The sequence below is a fragment of the Pseudoalteromonas gelatinilytica genome, from assembly GCF_001641615.1.
Taxonomy (GTDB): Bacteria; Pseudomonadota; Gammaproteobacteria; order Enterobacterales; family Alteromonadaceae; genus Pseudoalteromonas; species Pseudoalteromonas gelatinilytica.
This window is the reverse complement of record NZ_LRRU01000022.1, coordinates 271,738-291,919: the sequence shown is the minus strand read 5'-3', so window position 1 is coordinate 291,919 and position 20,182 is coordinate 271,738. Positions and strand designations below refer to the sequence as shown.

16 protein-coding genes are annotated in these 20,182 nt (G+C 42.0%); 5 read left to right on the top strand and 11 right to left on the bottom strand.

The window, feature by feature from the left end:
- Positions 1 to 75: 75 nt before the first annotated feature.
- From NH153_RS18620 to NH153_RS18605, 4 genes are all read right to left on the bottom strand, one after another.
- Complete coding sequence (locus tag NH153_RS18620; RefSeq protein ID WP_063706730.1) at positions 76 to 3,252, bottom strand: HD domain-containing phosphohydrolase; 3,177 nt, start codon at positions 3,250 to 3,252, stop codon at positions 76 to 78.
- 122 nt (positions 3,253 to 3,374) lie between these two features.
- Entirely contained in the window at positions 3,375 to 5,816 is a 2,442-nt protein-coding gene (locus NH153_RS18615; RefSeq protein WP_063706728.1) for an HD-GYP domain-containing protein, read from the bottom strand.
- A gap of 105 nt (positions 5,817 to 5,921) precedes the next feature.
- Positions 5,922 to 7,085, bottom strand: a complete 1,164-nt coding sequence (locus NH153_RS18610) for a GGDEF domain-containing protein (RefSeq protein WP_063706726.1) — start codon at positions 7,083 to 7,085, stop codon at positions 5,922 to 5,924.
- Between the two features lie 175 nt (positions 7,086 to 7,260).
- On the bottom strand, positions 7,261 to 7,911 hold the full coding sequence (locus tag NH153_RS18605; protein ID WP_063706724.1) for a glutathione S-transferase family protein: 651 nt from the start codon (positions 7,909 to 7,911) through the stop codon (positions 7,261 to 7,263).
- A gap of 101 nt (positions 7,912 to 8,012) precedes the next feature.
- Between NH153_RS18605 and NH153_RS18600 the strand changes: the two genes are divergently transcribed.
- A complete protein-coding gene (locus tag NH153_RS18600) occupies positions 8,013 to 8,852 on the top strand; it encodes a LysR family transcriptional regulator (RefSeq protein WP_063706722.1) in 840 nt (279 codons plus the stop codon).
- 59 nt (positions 8,853 to 8,911) lie between these two features.
- Here the strand turns inward: NH153_RS18600 and aroC are convergent, their stop codons facing one another.
- Complete coding sequence (gene aroC / locus NH153_RS18595) at positions 8,912 to 10,009, bottom strand: chorismate synthase (protein WP_063706720.1); 1,098 nt, start codon at positions 10,007 to 10,009, stop codon at positions 8,912 to 8,914.
- Between the two features lie 65 nt (positions 10,010 to 10,074).
- Complete coding sequence (prmB, locus tag NH153_RS18590) at positions 10,075 to 11,010, bottom strand: 50S ribosomal protein L3 N(5)-glutamine methyltransferase (protein ID WP_063706718.1); 936 nt, start codon at positions 11,008 to 11,010, stop codon at positions 10,075 to 10,077.
- Positions 11,011 to 11,111: 101 nt separating this feature from the next.
- Between prmB and smrB the strand changes: the two genes are divergently transcribed.
- A complete protein-coding gene (smrB, locus tag NH153_RS18585; protein ID WP_054553197.1) occupies positions 11,112 to 11,669 on the top strand; it encodes an endonuclease SmrB in 558 nt (185 codons plus the stop codon).
- A gap of 24 nt (positions 11,670 to 11,693) precedes the next feature.
- Positions 11,694 to 12,614 (top strand): AEC family transporter, encoded by a 921-nt coding sequence (locus NH153_RS18580; RefSeq protein WP_063706716.1) that lies wholly within the window; start codon positions 11,694 to 11,696, stop codon positions 12,612 to 12,614.
- A gap of 2 nt (positions 12,615 to 12,616) precedes the next feature.
- On the opposite strand, the gene NH153_RS18575 is transcribed toward NH153_RS18580, so the two are convergent.
- The 4 genes from NH153_RS18575 to sixA are packed head-to-tail and all read right to left on the bottom strand — an operon-like array spanning position 12,617 to position 14,685.
- Positions 12,617 to 13,351 carry an SDR family oxidoreductase gene (locus NH153_RS18575; protein WP_063706714.1) on the bottom strand — a complete coding sequence of 245 codons (735 nt, stop codon included), beginning with the start codon at positions 13,349 to 13,351 and terminating at the stop codon, positions 12,617 to 12,619.
- Positions 13,348 to 13,824 (bottom strand): ASCH domain-containing protein, encoded by a 477-nt coding sequence (locus NH153_RS18570; RefSeq protein WP_063706712.1) that lies wholly within the window; start codon positions 13,822 to 13,824, stop codon positions 13,348 to 13,350. The genes NH153_RS18575 and NH153_RS18570 overlap by 4 nt, the downstream gene beginning before the upstream one ends.
- On the bottom strand, positions 13,808 to 14,158 hold the full coding sequence (locus tag NH153_RS18565; RefSeq protein ID WP_054562122.1) for a RidA family protein: 351 nt from the start codon (positions 14,156 to 14,158) through the stop codon (positions 13,808 to 13,810). The genes NH153_RS18570 and NH153_RS18565 overlap by 17 nt, the downstream gene beginning before the upstream one ends.
- Before the next feature lie 50 nt (positions 14,159 to 14,208).
- Positions 14,209 to 14,685, bottom strand: a complete 477-nt coding sequence (gene sixA, locus NH153_RS18560) for a phosphohistidine phosphatase SixA (RefSeq protein ID WP_063706710.1) — start codon at positions 14,683 to 14,685, stop codon at positions 14,209 to 14,211.
- Between the two features lie 195 nt (positions 14,686 to 14,880).
- Here sixA and NH153_RS18555 point away from each other — a divergent pair, with 195 nt between their 5' ends.
- Together NH153_RS18555 and NH153_RS18550 are read left to right on the top strand one after the other, a co-directional pair.
- A complete protein-coding gene (locus NH153_RS18555; RefSeq protein ID WP_063706707.1) occupies positions 14,881 to 17,601 on the top strand; it encodes an insulinase family protein in 2,721 nt (906 codons plus the stop codon).
- 176 nt (positions 17,602 to 17,777) lie between these two features.
- The gene (locus NH153_RS18550; protein ID WP_420820060.1) at positions 17,778 to 19,892 is read left to right on the top strand and encodes a sensor domain-containing protein; all 2,115 of its coding nucleotides are present in this window, start codon (positions 17,778 to 17,780) and stop codon (positions 19,890 to 19,892) included.
- On the opposite strand, the gene NH153_RS21790 is transcribed toward NH153_RS18550, so the two are convergent.
- Positions 19,889 to 20,083, bottom strand: a complete 195-nt coding sequence (locus NH153_RS21790; protein ID WP_138624605.1) for a hypothetical protein — start codon at positions 20,081 to 20,083, stop codon at positions 19,889 to 19,891. The two genes, NH153_RS18550 and NH153_RS21790, sit on opposite strands and share 4 nt — an antisense overlap.
- Between the last annotated feature and the right edge of the window lie 99 nt (positions 20,084 to 20,182).

Sequence of the window (20,182 nt, the reverse complement as noted above, 5' to 3'; positions counted from 1 at the left end):
CTCGTTAAAAGCGTCACTAAAAACGAGGCGAATTGTACGGACTTTTCACTGTAAAGTAAAAGCAACTACCCTCAGTTACAGGTATTTTGCGATATCAACATCATCGATTTGTGCTGGGTTTAAATAGCGTTTTGCATATTCAAGGTAAATACCTGAAGTTAAAAACAATTTGAATACATCTTCATCAACATGTTGATCGGCTACCATCTTGGCTAAAATATCTATGGCAACACTCAGCGGTTTGGCTTTTTTGTATGGTCTATCGGCTGCGGTTAATGCTTCGAAGATATCAGCCAGCACCAACACGCGCTCTGGTATTGATAAATCATCCGCAGACAACTTACGTGGATACCCTGTGCCTTTGAGTGTTTCGTGGTGGGTCGAGGCATAACGAGGCACACGAGCTAATTCATCAGGAAATGGTACGTTATCGAGCATCCGAATAGTGCTGATAATATGCTCATTGATTTTAAAGCGGTCTTCGTTTGTTAATGTACCGCGTTGAATTTGTAAGTTATACAACTCGCCAAGATTATACTTATACTCAGGAATAGTAACTTGAATTCCTAAGCGCTCGTCATACTGTATTGGTTTATCGTGGGCAATCAAATGCTCAGGTTTATCAGAAAGTAGCTTTTCAGTCACAGGCAGTTGCTCATCGTTGCTGTGAACTCGCAGCTCTTCCACTGGCGAAAGCCCTATCTTATCGTCAAAATGTCGCTGCCACGTAATGTTACTGAGTGCCTCTAAGCGCTCAAGACTTGCTTCATCCATAAACTCGCCACCCACATTGCACGCTGCGATAAACGAAAAATCACTGCGTAATTGTGATTGGCGTTTGCCAAGCTCAGCTTCAAGCTCAGGTTGCTTTTCTGGTGAGCTTTGCAACGCTTTTAAATAAGCGATTTCTGCATCTCGCCACAGTACTTCAAACCGTGTACGCACTTCGTGGATACGGTTATAAATGGTTTCTAACTTCGTGCCTTTATCTACGATATGCTCTGGGGTGGTGATTTTACCGCAGTCATGTAGCCAAGCTGCTAGGCTAAATTCTCTTAGCTCGTCTTTATTTTTAAAGGCAAACTCTTTAAAAGCGTGTTCATTTGAGTTTGAGGCCGCTTTGGCCAGCATAATGCCCAGCTCTGGTACCCGCTCGCAGTGCCCTGCTGTATAAGGCGATTTATCATCGATAGCCTGTGCAATAAGCTCAATAAATGACTCCATTAAGGCTTTCTGCTTTTGCTCATGCTGCTGAATAGATTGACTCATTTGCACCATGGAACTAGCCAGGTTATTGATTTCTTTAATACTACTTTTTAATGTAGATACTTGATCAAACTGTCGACGTTTAATTTTTAAGTTTTCGCCCTCTAAGGTCTTAATAGGTGCAACGATGGGTGAGGCAAAAAACCATGACACCGGCAATACCATAATTAAGCATGCGGCAGTGATAAAAATAGAAAGCTTAATTTTTTCATGGGTAGAGCTCAAAACGCCTTCTTTCGGCACCACTATCGCTAAGTAATCACTATTACTGCCCCCTTCTGAAAGCGGAGTGATATACACATATTTTTCAATGCCATTTAGGGTCATCAAACGTAAATGGGCAAAGTTTGTTTTATCTGTGATTAAACTTAAAAACTCAGGATATGGCACGGTACCAATCACTTGTGATTGCTGATTGGGATCGCTCCCTAACCATTTACGCTCGAGTGCCGCAATGTACGAATTTGGCAGGTGTGTTATTGCCATATCAATTAAGTCTTTAAGCGCTTCATCTTCTGGGTGAAATAATAAATGCAGGGTATCGGGTAAAAGGTCGTGGCTATATGTATCTAGCTGATTGTACTGAATGCCATCAATAAAAAACTGCTTTTGGGTGTATTTGAACACCGCCTCGTTATCTAAGCCTGCAAAGACCCGTCCTTGGCTAACTGCATCAAGTACCGCTTTTGTACTTGGTAGCTCAACAATGTCGATGTCGGGAAAGTGCTCTTTGATCACGTTAATCACCGACCAGCCCTCGCCTATCGCCAACTGTTTGCCCGCTAGCTGCTTCATGGTGACAACCGGTGTGGTGCCTTGTGCAGTAATTATGCTAAACGGCAACCTTGCCATGGTTTCACTCATTACACCAAGTGGCTCATTAGCAGGCGTTTTAAATATAGGCTGAATAATGTCTATTTCATTTTTTGCAAATTGCGTTAAAAACTCAGACCAAGTAAAACCGTTGATAAAGGTCACCTTAATTCCAAGCAACTCAGCCAAACCATTAATATAATCAATGCTATAGCCTTTGGGGTTTCCGCCGACACTAAAATCCATCGGTGGCCAGTTTGTCTCGTTTGATACGCTTAAATAAGGATACTTTGCCAATACACTTTGCTGCTCTTCAGTCAGAGGCAATTTTTCAAGCCTTGGCAGACGTAAGCTATTTTTTTGTTGATTAGAGGCAACAATTTCACCCTCTTTATTGTATATGTACAGCTCACTTAAATACTGGCTGCTCATTTTACTTTGCTGTTTACTTAAATATTCAGAGATGCTCGACAAACTAACGTCTAACGCTAAGACACTGTTTTCGCTTGCCGACTTTATCGAATAGGTTTGCCCGGGCGCTTGCAGGTGGGTAAAGAAATACGGCTTGGTTTTATTGACTCGGGCAGAATTTGCTTGCTTAAACCACAAACGCTCTCGGGGGTCATAGCTGGTACCTTTAGTTTGAGAAATGCGTAAATTAAATTGCTGATCAAAATAATGGGTGTGCTGAACACGCTCAGCCCCTTCGCCGGTAATGTGGATCACGACCCAGCGATCGGCTTCGATGGCTTGCAACTGCTGACGAACTATTTCACTACTTTCTAAATTTATTAATTCATAAAAGTCACCATTTTCATAGCCAACATACAAGGCATAAAACAATGGATTGAGCTGCATGATTTCACTCATGACATTTCTCAGTTCACTTTTATCTTCGCTGTCGGCACTGATAAGGCTACTGTTTTGTACCATTACACTTAGCGTGTTTTCCGACTTTTCATTGACACCGGTAAGGTAATCAGCGACAGAGCCAGTGGCTAAATTAAAGTTTTTAACACTGGCTTCTAAGGCCATTTTTTCACTGAAATAATATTGCAGACTAATTGCAATCAGGGCTGTTAATGAGGTGGCTAATACGAACACCGCAACAACGGTAAGACGAATCGAGAAACGTATTGTTTGTTTGAGTTTTTGAAAAGCAGATACCAGCACTTATGCATCTCCTTGCAATGCTTTGTTCGTAAATAATATTAGCTTGTATAATATGTATACACCAATAACTTTGTATTACAAACAAAAACACTGCAATATTAGCCTAAAGCATAAGCAAATAATTATCTTAGATATTTTTGAATATCGACCGAATCGATTTGCGACTCATGTAAAAACTGTTTTGCATATTTTAGGTAAATGCCAGAAGTTAAAAAGAGCTCAAATACGTCACGGTCAATGTGATCGTCTTCGACCATTTTCGCTAAAATATCAACAGCAACACTCAAAGGTTTTGCTTTTTTATAAGGTCTATCTGCCGCGGTTAATGCTTCGAAGATATCAGCAAGTACTAACACACGTTCAGGTATTGATAACTGCTTAGCGGTTAATTTTCGCGGATAGCCAGTCCCTTTTAAGGTTTCGTGGTGGGTTGATGCATAACGCGGAACTCTCGCTAACTCTTTAGGGAATGGCACACTCCCAAGCATACGAATTGTACTGATCACATGCTCATTGATCTTAAACCGATCTTCCGCTGTTAACGTGCCCCGCGCCACCGACAAGTTATAGACTTCGCCAAGGTTATATTTATACTCTGGAATCGCCATATTAATGCCCAAACTTTCTGGGTACTCAACGGCTTTTTCGTGTGGAATTAAATCACTTGGCTTATCGCTCAGGAGTGACTCTTCGACAGGTAAATGCTGATTTTTCAAATCAGCCATACGCATTTCTTCAAGGGGCGATAAACCTAAACTTGCGTCAAAATAGCGCTGCCACTTGATGCTAGCAACCTCATGTAAGCGAGACAACTGCGCTTCATCCATAAACTCACCACCGACATTACAGGCGGCAATAAAGCTAAAATCAGCGTGTAACTTTTCTGTTTGTTGCTCAAGCTTTTGCTTAAGCACAGATTGCTGCTCTGGGTGCGCTAATAGTTGCTCGTAGTAGGCAATTTTTGCATCACGTAGCAGCACTTCAAATCGGGTGCGTACTTCGTGAATGCGGTTATAAATGGTTTCAAGCTTAGTGCCTTTATCAACAATATGTTCTGGTGTGGTGATTTTACCGCAGTCGTGTAACCACGCCGCTAAACGAAACTCGCGTCGCTCATCCGGGGTTTTAAAGCTAAACTCAGAAAACGCCTCATCGGTTGAACCAGATGCCGCATCTGCAAGCCAAATACCCAGCTCTGGCACACGCTCACAATGCCCTGCCGTGTACGGTGATTTATCATCAATGGCTTGCGCAATGAGCTCGACAAAAGACTCCATCAGCGCTTTTTGTGAATTTTCATGTTGCTCAATGGAGCGACTCATATCGACCATTGAACTAGCTAAATAATGAATTTCTAGAATATGGCTCGAAAGCGTTGAAACCTCATTGTAATCGCGCTGTTGAATTTTTTTATTTTCACCCACTAGTTTCAGTATTGGGTTAACGATTGAAGAGGCAAAAAACCAAGAAACGGGCAGTAGCAAGAGTAAAAATAAGCCCGTCGCTAAAATTGAAATACGTATTTTTTCTTTAATTACTGCTAACACATCTTCTTTAGATACCAGTACGGTGAAGTAATCCACTTCATCAGATTGCATATCGCTACTGAGCGGCAAAGGCAGCACAAACATGTACTTTTCTATGCCCTTTTCATGGACGCTCAGCATTTTGCCAAATTGATGCGCTTTATTAGCAAGCCCTGATTGCTGTTCATCCAATTTAATCAACTGAGATAAATCATCAAAGGTATGCTGATGGCTTTGATTTTTACTGGTTGCAATAATTTCGCCATTGCCCCGATATACATACATTTCACTTTCAACCAAGTGTTTCATTTTAGTTTGTTGCACGGTTAAAAAATGATTCAAGCTTGCACTGGCAATATCAATCGCTAATACATCGCCTGTTTGCGCTGACTTTATTGCGTAGGTATAACCTGGTACATCAAACACGTTAAACACGTACTGCTCGGTTTTCGTCACCGAAGTACTGGTTGCATCCTGAAACCAAACACGGGTGCGCGGGTCGTAATCTGTCGCTTTAATGTCTCTTTTACGAACGTTGAGCGACTCGCCTAAATACGTGGTTACTTGCTTACGATCGCTGCCCTGCCCAGTAATTTGGTAAACCAGCCAATGATCGTCTTCATCAAGTTGGAACGATGGAGGAAGCTTTGCATAGCCTTTTAAATTAATAACCTGCAATAAGTCGCCATTAGCATGACCAAGAATGAGTGAATAAAAGTCTGGATGGCGCGTTAAAATTTCAAGCAAAACATGCTGTAAAATGCCTTTATTATCTTGGCTATTCGAAAAGAGTCGCGTGTCGTGGATCATCACGCTCAAGGTATTATCGGCTCGCTCATTGATTCGGGTGATGTGATCAGCTATTTGTTGGCTAGTTTGCTTAAATTGCTCAGATTTAGTTTGTAGTATCAGTTTTTCACTAAAATAATAATGCAGACTAATCGCCACCACGCCAGTGAGTAAACTCGCGAGAGCGAATACCAGTAGAACACTGGCTCTGATTGAAATTTTATAGCCCTTATCATGGCGTGATAGCATTCGCGACTCCTTGCTAGCTAATAATTCAGATTGTTTTAAAAAATGATACTTTAAGATTATATCGAAACAACAATAAGGTACATGTATTTGTGCACTTTTCAGCCCCTATAGTTTGATGACTAATTGATTGCGTCCTGCATCTTTCGCCTGATAAAGCGCAGCATCAGCCCGTGAGATAACTGATTTTTTAGGCTCTTCTTGCATCACAGTTAAACCAAAGCTGGCGCGAATTGGTAAAGACAACTCACCAACCTCGCACACTTCACTATTCAATCGTGAAATCATACTATTGATAATAACCGTTGCATCAGGCACAGAGCATAGTGGCAGCACAATAACAAACTCTTCTCCGCCAAAACGATAAACGTCATCAGATGTACGTAGTGAGTGAGTTAAAAAAGCAGAAAAACGTTGTAACACGACATCCCCCACCTCGTGGCCATGGGTATCATTCACACGTTTAAAATAATCAATATCAGCCAGAATAACACACACTTGTTTTGCCTCACCTTGCTGTTGCTTAGCCAACCGCTGATATTCTTCATAGGCATTATCAAAAGCACGGCGATTGGGCAGCTGAGTAAGTGCATCTTTAAGGGCTTGGGTTTTCATTTCATGGGCAAGCTGGGCAAGCTGAGTATTTCTTACAAATAGTGCGCGGCGCATCGTGTGCTCTTGAGCTGCCATGATCAACCCCGCTAAATTTGCAGCCACATGCGCTAAGATCACCACATAAAATGAGTGAGTGGATATATCTTTATAGGAGTAAATAACAATCACAGCGAAGACACTGTAAGCAACACCTAAAAACAAAGATAACTTCAAAGATAACAATGTTGAAAAGTAAAAGGTGATCAAAATGATCACATCAAAAAACATGTGCAAAATATAATTTCGCTCATAGGTGACAACCATGAACTGGATATTCAAAAATAAAAACACCATAAACACGACTATTACGGGTTTTAACTGCCCTGGAGTTTTTATAAAACCTAAACCAAAAGCGCTTATTAAACAAACTGATATAGTAACGGCTCTACCGATCAGGGCAATATCGGGCCAAAAGCTCGCTTGAATGATCATCTTATCAAAGAATGTCACCAAAAAAGTGACTACTGCAATCAAGCAGGTAAGAAATTGAGCTATTTTTTTATCTTGTACGAATTTACTTTGCAAAAATGCTTGCTCAACCTGTAACGATTTAAATTGGCAAGCATAACGCTCAATCGACATATCTTCGTTTAATAATTTTGCTGCAAAAGCGCCCATAAATAAATGCCTACTACGAAAGGAAGTGAGGGGTGTTAGATTAAAGAGCAACTACTCTAGTATAGAGTGTATGCTCATTAATTAAACTAGTATTTTTGTATAAAAATACGACAAAAAACCCCAAATAAAAGTATAGTAGACAATAAATTAAATAGGAAAATACTCTAAATTTCAGTTAGTTGATTTCTTCACCTGCTTCATCACAGTCGACAATATCGGTTTCTTTAAGGGCCTCGCTGATCCAGCTTTGCATTACCGGGCAACTAAGTACGTGCTGGCAATAAGCTTGTGCAGCATGCGAAAGCTCCACCTGATACGTTTTGAAGCGCAGCACCACAGGTGCAAACATCGCATCAACAATAGAGAACTCACCAAATAACCATGCATTAGGGTAACTTTGCTGCTGAGCAGAAAATATCTCATCGATACGCGCAATGTCTTTTTTAGCTTGCTCTGATAATTCAACATGCCTGTTAGCCCGAATATTCATTGGCATTTCATTGCGAAGTGCAGCAAAACCAGAGTGCATCTCAGCCGCTAAACTGCGTGCTTTTGCTCTTTGGGCTATTTCACTAGGCCAAGCCGCACCATTTAGATAAGCATCATTGATGTATTCACAAATAGCGAGTGAATCCCACACGATTAACTCAGCATCAATAAGGGCCGGCACTTTTTGCACGGGAAACTTACTTTTTAATGCTTCATAAAACTCAGGCGTATCTAAAACTAATTGCAGCTCTGTAAAAGAGATATTGAATTTACTTAGTAAATACCACGCCCGCAATGACCAAGTTGAGTAGTTTTTATTGCCAATAAATAATTGCATTGTGCTTCCTTTAACGTTTAGATTAGACCCACTATAAAACAGCAATTGGGTAATTACTCGCCAATTGTTTTTATGCTACCTATAAGAAAAGCTGATACATTATGGATATTGATGCCCTCAGAACTTTTTGTGCTTTTGTTGATACAGGCAGTTTCACCCGTGCTGCAGCACAAATTTGCAGAACCCAATCTGCGGTAAGTATGCAAATGAAAAAGCTTGAACAAGACCTCGCAAGTCCGCTATTTGAAAAGCAAGGCCGTCAGTTGGTGCTAACCCATCAAGGCCACCAGCTAGCAAGCTATGCAAAGCAATTGATAGCGCTTCATGATGAAGCCTTTAAGCAATTAAAAGCAGGCACTGGCAATTTACGTGTGCGCATTGGTTGTCCTGATGACTATGCCCACTCTTTACTACCAGAGCTTGTTGATGCTTTACACCAACAGTTTAATGCACTGGATTTACAAATAAGCTGCGCCCCTAGTACTGAGCTTAGAGCCAAACTAGACCAAGGTATGCTCGATTTGGTGATTGCCACTCGCTCGCCAGACAGCGAAGAAGGCTACTTATTGCAATCAAGCCAAGGCGTGTGGGTGAAAAGCCCTGCTTTTGAGATTAACGATTCAACCCCACTTCCAATCGCCTTGTTTCAACGAGACTGTAAGTTTCACCAAGCCAGTATTGAGGGTCTATTAAAGGCCGAGCGTCGTTTTAATATTATTGCCTGTTGTGGCTCAGCGGGAGCGTTACATGGCTTGATTAAACAAGGGCTGGCAATTGGCAGTATGGCGCGAATAAGCATGCAATCGGGTGTGGAAGAGATGAGCGATAACTCACTTCCGGTACTGCCTGTCATTGATATCGTCCTGCTATACGGTAATCACGCCCACAACCCTCTCAGTCATGAACAGCTTAAGCAGCTTGTCGAAATGATTAAGACATAAAAAAGCGCGATGATAATCATCGCGCTCATTAACTGCGTTTACTTTATTTAATACTGCGCTTAAATAGAACCTTTGATTGGTCCATGTTCGTGGCTTACATGTGGGTTTTGACCACGTTGGCGCAATAAGTGATCCATTAAAGTAATCGCCATCATCGCCTCAGCAATAGGAATAGCACGAATACCTACACAGGGATCATGACGTCCTTTGGTGATCATCTCTACCGCTTCGTTGCTGGTATTAATGCTGTTACCCGGTATGGTAATGCTTGAAGTTGGCTTAAGTGCGATAGAGGCAATGATGTCTTGCCCTGTCGAGATACCCGCAAGTACACCGCCCGCGTGATTTGATGTAAACCCATCAGGAGTTAACTCATCACGGTGTTCAGAGCCCTTTTGCTCAACCACATCAAAGCCATCACCAATCTCAACGCCTTTTACCGCATTAATGCTCATTAATGAGTGTGCAAGCTCTGCATCTAGGCGATCAAATACTGGCTCACCGAGACCAACAGGCACATTTTTAGCAACCACTTTAACTTTAGCGCCTACCGAATCACCTTGTTTTTTTAGGTCGCGCATGTATTCATCAAGCGCATCTAATTTACTCGGATCCGGGAAGAAAAATGCATTGTTTTCCACTTCATCCCAGTTGTAATCTTCAGCTCTAATTGGCCCAAGCTGGCTCAAACAAGCACGTACTTCAATACCATGAAATTGTTTTAGGTATTTTTTTGCAATTGCACCCGCCGCTACACGAATCGCCGTTTCACGGGCAGAAGAGCGACCACCACCTCGATAATCACGGATACCGTACTTATGCCAATAGGTATAATCACCATGACCTGGGCGAAATACATCGGCAATTTTGCCGTAATCTTTTGAACGTTGATCGGTGTTTTCAATCAGTAAACCTATGCTAGTACCTGTGGTTTTACCTTCGAAAACACCAGAAAGAATTTTTACTTCGTCACTTTCGCGGCGCTGTGTTGTATAACGACTTTGCCCCGGCTTACGACGGTCTAAATCAATTTGTAAATCGGCCTCGCTAATTTCAAGACCTGCTGGTGTGCCATCAACAACGCCGCCTAATGCAACGCCGTGGCTCTCACCAAAGGTGGACACTTTAAATAGTTGCCCGATGCTATTACCTGCCATTAATTTTCCTCATTCCTAATGACTACTGAGACCGAGCCCTCAGGCTCGGCTTTTAAAATCTGCTGTTAATCTTCGAAATAGTTAACAAGCTGCTGTTTGCTGATCACAAACACACCAAGGCCACCTTGTTCGAATTCAATCCATTCAAATGGTGCGCCTGGGTACAGCTCTTCCATATGTACCATAGAGTTACCAACTTCGACAAATAACAAACCGTTATCAGTTAGATGCTCTGCAGCTTCAGCTAGGATGGTGCGAGTAACATCAAGACCATCATGACCCGATGCTAAACCAAGCTCTGGCTCGTGATGGAATTCACGAGGTAAATCAGCCATATCTTCAGCGTCAACATACGGTGGGTTAGCTACGATCAGGTCATATTTTTGACCCGGAACACCACTAAACACATCTGATTGAATTGGCAGTACACGGTCATTTAGCATGTAATCGCTAATATTAATATCTGCAACTTCGAGCGCTTCATATGAAATATCAACCGCATCAACCTGTGCATCTTCGAATGCTTGTGCAAGTGCAATAGCAATACATGCAGAGCCAGTGCATAAATCAAGAATGCGCGTTACTGAGCTTGGCTCTTCTAACCAAGGTGCAAAGCGATTGTTTATTAGCTCAGCAAATGGCGAACGTGGAATTAACACGCGCTCATCAACATAAAACGGCATACCTGCAAACCACGCGGTGTTGGTCAGGTACGGTACTGGCGTACAATCATTAATACGCTCTGCAATTAGTTCAGCTAAACGGTTTTTCTCGGTGCTGGTTAAACGCGCATGCATTAGCTCTTTTGGCGCATCGATTGGCAAACTTAATGCGGGTAACAATAAGCTAACTGCTTCATCCCACGCATTATCTGTGCCGTGCCCAAAGAAAATACCACTGCTGGCAAATTGACTGGTTGTCCAACGTAACCAATCATGCAACGTTGAAAGTTCTGCAATTGCCTCGTCTAAAATTGCGTCTTCAATCTGGAAATGGTTCATGTATGTTCCTTAACTTTCAAAGTCTGTTCTGACGCGTATTGTACCGTCTTTTCAGTTGGTTTTTACTCGATTTTTAGCGTTTTTTTGTTTAGACTGCCGCCATGAAAAAAGATCCCCACGCCAACAACCACATCAGCACTGACGATATTGACTTATTTCGTCAGAGTATCAGTGGTGCCAAAGCATTTAAACAAGACACTATTCGATTCACCAATAAGCCTAAAGTGTCACAAGCGAAGCAATTTTCCCAGCAAAAAAAGCAACATCAGGCAGAATTTTTCTTTTCTGATGAATATGTACCAGACATCGACACTCATGGCACTGTAAGTTATGTCAAACCAGGTCACGATAGCTTTTTAGCAAAGCAACTTCGCCGTGGAGATTACCCACCTGAGTTAACCCTTGATTTACATGGCTTAAATAAAGAATTAGCCAAAGATGAGCTAGCTGGATTAATTCATGAGTGTAAAAAACAGCATTACTATTGCGCTTGTGTTGTGCATGGCATTGGTGAGCGCATACTTAAACACAAGGTACCGCAATATTTAGTGCAACACCCTGATGTGATTGCGATGCACCAAGCACCCCTTGAATTTGGTGGTAAAGGGGCGGTACTTATTTTAATTAATCTTCCACAAAGTGATGAGTTCAGACGCTAACGTCTTCTTGTCATAAGGCCTAAAGTGCATATTTTTTCGATTATCTTTCCACTGATTTTTATCGTGTTAAGTGGTTACATCAGCTCGCGAAGCAAATTTTTATCGAAAGAGCATATTGCAGGGTTAAGTAAGTTTACTTTTTACATCAGTGTGCCTGCTTTTCTATTTTTAAATATGGCCCAAGCCGATTTACAAAATAGTGTGTCTATTGCAGGGTTTTTGAGCTTTTACATCCCAGTACTGGCCATTTACGCCCTGGGCTATGTGATTGACCACTATCTCATTAGCAAGCACTCTGCGCCGTCACGTCATGCTGTATTTGCTCTTGGCAGTAGTTACTCAAATACGGTACTGGTAGGTTTGCCTATTATTATTGCTGCACTTGGGCAACAGATGGTTGGCATTGTGTTTATGATCATTACTTTTCATAGCGCACTTTTGTTTACCCTTACCTTTTTGCTCAGTGCGAAGTCGCAGCAAACATTCTCTTGGCAAGCATTTGCTAAAAACATGCTGCTGAATCCAGTCGTGTTAAGTATCAGTAGCGGCTTGGCTGTTAACCTACTTGGCTTTACACTTTTTGATGATTTGGCAAATGGCCTGAGTCTACTTGCCAAACCTGCCATTGCCTGTGCGCTTTTTGTATTAGGGGCGAACCTTGCGTTTTATAAAGTGGCCGACAACTTACAAGCCTCAATCATCGCAACCATCATCAAGCTTATTGTGTTACCGTGCGGGGTCTACTTTTTTGCAGGCAGCGTATTCCACCTAGAGCAATCATTACTGAACGTGTTAGTACTTTTAAGCGCTTCTCCTTTAGGGGTCAACGCTTATCTAATCGCCAATCAAATTAAGCAACACCAAGCAACACTGGCAAGTAGCGTCGTGCTTTCAACAGTATTGAGTGTAGTGAGCTTTAGTATTTGGTTAAGTATTTTACTTTAGTTTTATAAGCCACCAGATACATCGATAAAACTGCCCGTTGTGAATGAGGCTTGCTCACTTGCCAAAAAATAAATTGCTGAAGCGACCTCATCAGCCTCACCACCGCGTCCTAGTGGCAACTTAGATTTTAACCTATCGACTCGGTTTGCTTCACCGCCATCACGGTGCATATCGGTATAAATAAGGCCTGGCCTTACCGCGTTTACCCGAATACCTTTACTCGCGACTTCTTTGGCAAGGCCAATCGTGAAAGTATCAAGCGCTCCTTTGGATGCGGCATAATCTAAATATTCATTTGGCGAGCCTGTTCGCGACGCACCCGATGAAACATTGACAATACTACCTTTGTCCATACGCTTTATTGCTTCTCGCGCACACAGAAAGGCGCCAGTAACATTACAACTTAAAATAGCGTTGATACGCTTAGCATCCATCTCTAATAACGGCATTTGCGGCATCATCATCGCTGCGTTATTAACTAATACATCTAACCGCGAAACCTTAGCATCTAATTTAGCGAACATGGCGAGCACTTGCTGCTCATCGGCAATATCAGCTTGCAACGAATACGCATTCACGCCATAGGCTTTTAACTTATCAGCGACTTGCTCTGCACTTGCTTGATCTGACTTATAATTAATACACACATCATAGCCATGTTTAGCAAACAGCTTTGCTGTCGCTGCGCCTATACCGCGGCCGCCTCCGGTAATAAGAACCACAGGATTCGTGCTCATTCTGACTCCTTGAAAACTAACTTAAACTGCTCACACACCAACGGCATCTCAGGGTGACAATGATAGCCTGTACCTGCGAGCTCTCGCTGATAATAATCCCAATGCACACGCTGCCAGTACTCAAGGCTTTTGTCGCCCTCGCCTTCTAATGCGGCGTAATCGGCGCTTATTTGATTATATGGGGTAATAGTTACAGAGACGGTTTCAATTATGCCGAGTGGCTGTCCCTGCCAATTGGTAAAAATGGCTAAATCACCAACTTCAGGAAGGGCTTCATTATTGGCTTTAAACCAATAAAGTGAAGGGGTTGTTGCTTGTTTTACACCATTTAAAACCAGCAATGCGCAGTCATTGGCATCTTGCTCATTGTCGCAAAAATGCCAACTTGGCAGTTCACTCACTTCGCGCCCTGATTGCTCATTAAAGCGAGCAATCATTTGCGCTATACGCTGCTCGTTACTTAACGGCTGCAACGACAGAAATCTCAACTAATAGCGCATCGCGCGCCATTTTGGCCTCAACACAAGCGCGAGCAGGTGCATGACCCTGTGGTACCCATGCATCCCAAACAGCGTTCATTTGTGCAAAGTATTCCATGCTTTTCAGGTAAATTGTGGCGCTTAGCATGTGCTCTTTGCTACTACCCGCTTCAATAAGTAGCGCTTCGACCTTGTCTAACATGGTTTGAGTTTGTTCGGTGATATCTTTTTCAGCATCAGCACAAACTTGGCCGCATAGGTATACAGTGCCGTTATGCTTAACGATGCGGCTCATACGCGCACCGGTTTGTAAACGTTCGATTGTCATAGTAAGAACTTAAAAAAATTAACAGTGGCGCTAATTTAGCAAATCCACTGTTATATTTCGACGTTATTTGGCGAGTGAATACTGAGGTAGTGACTGCGCTGTTTATGTTCATCATATTCGATAACAGCAACCGCACCAGTATTGAAAATTGGCATATGACCAGGACTTAACTGATCAACTAAGTAACTAACAATGGGCATATGGGCAACGACTAACCAGGTGTTGCACTGTGGATGCATAGCAATCAGCGTTTCAAGATAATCAGCAGCAACTTGCGGAACACCATCAGGGGTAATATCGCTACAGGTTTCATTAAATTGTAACGAAATATGTTGTGTCGCATCGGCAGCAGTCTGTTGTGCACGAATGTAAGGACTTACCAACAAAGCGTCAGGTTTATGGTGTGTTGCTAACCACTGCCCCATTCTACTGGCTTCTTGGTGACCGGTCTCGGTCAGTTGTCTTGCTGCATCATCTGCTTGCATTGGCGTAGCTTCGCCATGGCGCATGATTAAGATTGTTTTCATAAAAAATCAACCGATTAAAGAATATAAAACAGTAGCCAGTTTGCTTGATTGTTCGCTATATTAGAATATCATCACTAGATACATTAAACATCCGCTTATGATATTCAGGTAGATTTTCGTAGCTCTGTCTTTTTTAGCTTTCCTGAAAATATCATCTGTTGTTAAGACATTAACGCATTCTTTCAGGAGCATCTTTTGAATATCAGCCGCAATGATAACAGAACATATCAGCCCCTAACACTGGACAATGGTCTAAAAGTACTTTTAGTGCAAGACTTAGAGTCAACAAAATCAGCGGCTTCTATGGCAATCAATGCAGGCCATTTCGACGATCCCCTTGATAGACAAGGTCTCGCGCACTTTTTGGAACACATGCTTTTTTTAGGCACTGATTTGTACCCAGAATCGGGCGAATTTTCCAATTTTGTATCACAGTCTGGTGGCAATACCAACGCGTGGACTGGCACAGAGCACTCTTGCTACTTCTTTGATATTAACAACCAACAGTTTGCTGAAGCACTGGCGCAATTTAGCCGCTTTTTTATTGCCCCCCTATTAAATCCTAAAGAAACCAGTAAAGAGCGTAATGCTATAGATGCAGAATTTAAGCTAAAAATAAAAGATGATGGCCGACGTATTTATCAGGCTCACAAAGAAACTGTGAACCCAGCTCACCCTTTTGCAAAGTTTTCGGTCGGTAATCAGCAAACTCTTGCGGATCGTGAAGGTTGCATCAGTGATGAGCTACGCGCTTTTTTCGATAGTCATTATCAGGCTCAGTGGATGACACTGGTGATCTGTAGCAATGAAGATATTGCAACCATGACAACTTGGGTAAAACAATTTTTTAGCGAAATAAAAGGGCAGCCTAAAAGTAAAGAGATTATAGAGCAGCCACTTTACCGTAAACAAGACTTAGGTAAGGTGTTACACATTGAACCTCATAAACATATGCAAAAGCTCATTATTAGCTTTGCGATGCCAAATATTGATGACTTTTATCGTCACAAAACCGTTAGTTTTATTGCCCACTTACTCGGCTACGAAGGCAAAGGGTCGCTATATTCTATTTTAAAAGAGCAAGGTTGGATCAATGCTCTGTCAGCAGGTGGCGGTATTAATGGTAGTAACTTCAAAGATTTTAATATCAGCATGGCGTTAACTGATGAAGGTATTGAATACTATGAAGATATCGTCGAAATGGTGTTTGAGTATATCTGCTTAATCAACCAAAACTGCGATAAATTGCCGCGTCTTTATCAAGATAAAAAGAACCTATTACAAATCGCCTTCGATAACCAAGAAAAAGCGCGCTTAATTGATTGGGTGAGTAACTTAAGCATTAATATGCAGCATTACGATGAAGCCAACTATGTGCAAGGCGATTATTTAATGGAAGGCTTTAATCGCTGCGCCCACGAAATTGCCATGCAATGGCTCACGCCTGACAACATGCGCTTGGTACTAATCCATCCAGGTGTTGAACCAGAGCACACCACCGCTTGGTACAATACCCCCTATAAAGTAGAAGATATCTCAACAAGTTGGCTTGAAGCACTCAGTGAAATAAACACACCATTACCACAGATGTGCTTGCCTAGTGCCAACCCCTATCTCACTAAAGATGTTGAACTACTGCCATTAGATGAGCCAACCAATGAACCAGAATTATTAGTCAAAAGAGAGGGCTTTGATTTTTGGTTCAAACAAGATGCGACTTTTCGGGTGGCTAAAGGACACTTTTACTTAGCAATGGACTCAACCTTTGCGATTAAAGATGTTAAACACATGGCGCTTACCCGCTTGTTTGCCGACCTGTTTATGGACAGTGTAGCTGAGCAATTTTATCCGGCAGAATTGGCAGGCCTTAGTTATCATTTAACCTCGCACCAAGGCGGCTTAACCCTACACACTGCGGGCCTTTCATCGAGTCAGTTAGAGCTCGTTAATGAATTACTGGATGCGCTCTTTAATGTTGAGATCTGTGCAAAACGCTTTGCTGAGTATAAAAAGCAGCTTGTGAGACACTGGCGAAACAGCAATCAAAATAAACCCGTCAGTGAGTTATTTAGTATTTTGGGTGCGCAAATCATGCCGTGGAACCCAGAGCCGAATGCCTTAGCGCAAGCTTTAAAAGATACCAGTTTCCATCAGTTTAATTGCTTTAGAAATGAGTTTTTTAAAGCTTTGCATGTTGAGTCTTTTTTACATGGTAACTGGCAGCGCAGTGATGCTATTAAGTTTCAAAAGCAAGTGACTGAACACTTAGCTGGCAGCACCACGATTATTGATTTAACGCGACCACTCAATGATATTACCGATGTTGAGCAACAGCGTTTTACGTTAAATTGCAGCGATCATGCGATGGTGCTTTACTACCAAGCACGCACCGATGACACCACTGAAAAAGTGCAAATGATGGTACTTAATCATTTAATAAATCAAGACTACTTTAATGAGTTAAGAACCAAACAACAACTTGGCTATTTGGTTGGAGCGGGCTATGCCCCATTTAATACCCGTGCAGGTATCGCTTTTTATGTGCAGTCACCTAAGCATAGTGCAGATGAGATACTGAAACGTCATCAGCAATTTATTAGCAATTATGTCTCGCAAATAAACAGTATTACTGAACAACAATGGCTCGATGCCAAAGCGGGTCTTGTCACACACATTGCTGAAAAAGATAAAAATTTACGCCTGCGCTCGCAACGTTTATGGTTAGCAATTGGTAATCGCGATACTGAATTTAATATGCAACAGCAGCTTTTAGAGGCGCTTGATATGTTAAGCCTTACTCAAATGCAGCAGTATATTACCGAGACATTTAGCGATAACCGACCAAGAATAGAACTTTTAAGTGAGCCAAAGGCCAAAAAACAGCCAAAAGCAACCCTTTCTTCGCATTCTCTTTGACTCGGACGCGGGCTTAGATTAGATTAATTGGTGCGAATTACGGTAATGCATTAATGACAAAAATAATAAAAATGATTTCTGCTTTTTTAACAATAAGTATGGCTGGGATTTTTTCAGCATCCGCCAGCCCTATAGAGCTGGAACAGAGCACATTGCTGCTTATTCCAAGCGCTATCATGATGCTGTTATTGCCGTACCTATTATTTGTCATTTTTAAATTAAAACGCTCACGTCAGCAACTTCGAATTTCAGAACATCGCTTAAAAAGTACCGTAGAAGGCAGTGGTGACACACTTTGGGATTGGAATATTAAAACCGGTGAAGTGCTGCGAATAAATGATAAATACACCTCAGATACAAACAGCAGCAGTGGCTTTCCCCCTAACCGCGAATTGATTCACCCTCACGATTTACAACACGTCGAAACAGCGCTAAAAAAACACTTTGCTGAACACACCGCATTCTTTGAAGCGAGCTACCGTATAAAAGACAGTTTTGATCGCTGGCACTGGGTACTGGATCGCGGCAAGATCATCGAAAAAGATGCAAACCTAAACCCTTTACGTATGACAGGTACAGTGCGAGATATTTCTCAGCTTAAATCAACTGAAGCACGTTTAAACCTGTTTGCAAAATGCGTTGAGTCGTTAACTGACGCCATCGCCATTTACGATAAAAACTTCAAGCTGGTTGACTTAAACCCGAGCTTTTTGACTTTGTTTGGTGGCAGCCGCGAACAATATTTAAAGAAAGATTTTACCTTAAATGGTTATGACCAAAGCTATGTGGATGAAATTAAAGCCACCGTAAAAGCGACGGAGCATTGGCAACAAGAGGTAAAACTTCGCAATGCAAAAAGACAGTTGTTACCGATTGAAATTTCAATTGATGAAATCAAAAATGAGCACAACCAAATTTGTAACTATGTGGTGGTGTTTTCAGATCAAACAGAACGAAAAAAAGCCGAATCACAATTACATAACTTATCTAATCGCGACCGCACAACGGGCTTACCGAACCGAAATTTGTTTTTCACTAACCTGAAAAAGCTTGCTAAACAAGATAACCATCACGCTTTGTTAGTGTTTGACCTAGATAACTTTAAAAAGATTAACGACTCACTGGGTCACCAACTTGGTGATAGCTTATTGTCTAAGCTTGCGATGCGTTTGAATAAGTTAACCCGCGAAAAAGATGTGTTTTATCGCCTAGGCGGTGATGAGTTTGCGCTGGTAATGTCGGGCACCAACGATATTCATACCATCACTCGAATGGCTAAACTCTTTTTAGCTGCAATTGCCACGCCTTTCAATATGGCGGGTCACGAACTGGTGATCACCTCGAGTGTCGGGATTGTACTGTTCCCTGAAGATGGCAACACCCCAGAACTATTGCTTAAAAATGCGGATACAGCCATGTATCACGCCAAGAAAAAAGGTAATAGCTACCTGTTTTTCAACGACACCATGAACCGTGAAGCGGTTAAACGCTTACAAATCGAAAACTTGATGCGTTACGGTCTAAAAGAAGATCACTTTGAGGTGTATTACCAACCGAAGATGAATATTCGTACTGGTAAGCTAGATGGTATGGAAGCACTTGTGCGCTTTATTACTCCGAAAAAAGGCGTCATAAGCCCTGGTGTGTTTATTCCTATCGCTGAAGAAACTGGGCAAATAATCGAAATTGGTGAAGTGGTTTTAAACAAAGCGTGTCGCGATGTAAAGGCGTGGATAGATCAAGGTTTATTCAGCGGTCGTGTGGCAGTAAACTTATCGGCCAAGCAGTTTAGCTTACCTGATTTAACCACTCGTATTGATGTAATTTTGCAAAAAAATGAACTGCCCTCTTACTTCCTTGAGCTTGAGATCACTGAAGGTACGGTTATGGACGATCCGAACGAAGCAATTGCAGTCATGCGCTCACTCAGTGCTCGTGGTATTCACCTTGCAATGGATGACTTTGGTACGGGTTACTCTTCATTAGCCTATCTAAAACAGTTCCCACTAAATACCTTGAAAGTTGATAAAGCCTTTATTGACGACATGCAATCAGAACGTGGTCGTAATATGGTCGACTCAATTGTGACCATTGCTCATAACCTTGATTTACATGTGGTTGCAGAAGGGGTTGAGCAAGCTGATCAGGTCGTTATGTTAGAGCAGTTAAAGTGTCAAACAGTCCAAGGTTATTATTATTCTAAACCGTTATCTCAACCTGAATTTACCGCATTCTTACAAAAGCAACTCGATAAATCTGCACCAAGTCTTCTAAAAACTGTAAAAGCTTAAGGTCGCCAACCACACGATTGTCGGCCAACATGGCGCACAAATGCGCGTCGGTAATGCACGTTAAACAAACACCAAGCGACAGGCCCAAGCACTCCACCTAACAGCATCCAGCGCTTTACAGGCATCCCTTTAGACAGAGACTCAAGATACATCACCAAAATAAATACACAGCTCAAAATAACAAATAACACACAGCACCTCATTAAAATCAGCGGCAGTGTACATAATTTCAGCAAGCTTTAAAACTTCACTCATGCTATACCCTCTATAAGGCTTATTTATACTGACCT

Excerpts from the sequence above, each read along its gene's own strand:
- NH153_RS18575 (WP_063706714.1), bottom strand. The coding sequence starts at position 13,351 with ATGAGCACGAATCCTGTGGTTCTTATTACCGGAGGCGGCCGCGGTATA.
- NH153_RS18615 (WP_063706728.1), bottom strand. The coding sequence starts at position 5,816 with ATGCTATCACGCCATGATAAGGGCTATAAAATTTCAATCAGAGCCAGT.
- prmB (WP_063706718.1), bottom strand. The coding sequence starts at position 11,010 with ATGAACCATTTCCAGATTGAAGACGCAATTTTAGACGAGGCAATTGCA.
- sixA (WP_063706710.1), bottom strand. The coding sequence starts at position 14,685 with ATGAAAACAATCTTAATCATGCGCCATGGCGAAGCTACGCCAATGCAA.
- aroC (WP_063706720.1), bottom strand. The coding sequence starts at position 10,009 with ATGGCAGGTAATAGCATCGGGCAACTATTTAAAGTGTCCACCTTTGGT.
- NH153_RS18610 (WP_063706726.1), bottom strand. The coding sequence starts at position 7,085 with ATGGGCGCTTTTGCAGCAAAATTATTAAACGAAGATATGTCGATTGAG.
- NH153_RS18600 (WP_063706722.1), top strand. The coding sequence starts at position 8,013 with ATGGATATTGATGCCCTCAGAACTTTTTGTGCTTTTGTTGATACAGGC.
- smrB (WP_054553197.1), top strand. The coding sequence starts at position 11,112 with ATGAAAAAAGATCCCCACGCCAACAACCACATCAGCACTGACGATATT.
- NH153_RS18565 (WP_054562122.1), bottom strand. The coding sequence starts at position 14,158 with ATGACAATCGAACGTTTACAAACCGGTGCGCGTATGAGCCGCATCGTT.
- NH153_RS18550 (WP_420820060.1), top strand. The coding sequence starts at position 17,778 with ATGATGCTGTTATTGCCGTACCTATTATTTGTCATTTTTAAATTAAAA.
- NH153_RS18605 (WP_063706724.1), bottom strand. The coding sequence starts at position 7,911 with ATGCAATTATTTATTGGCAATAAAAACTACTCAACTTGGTCATTGCGG.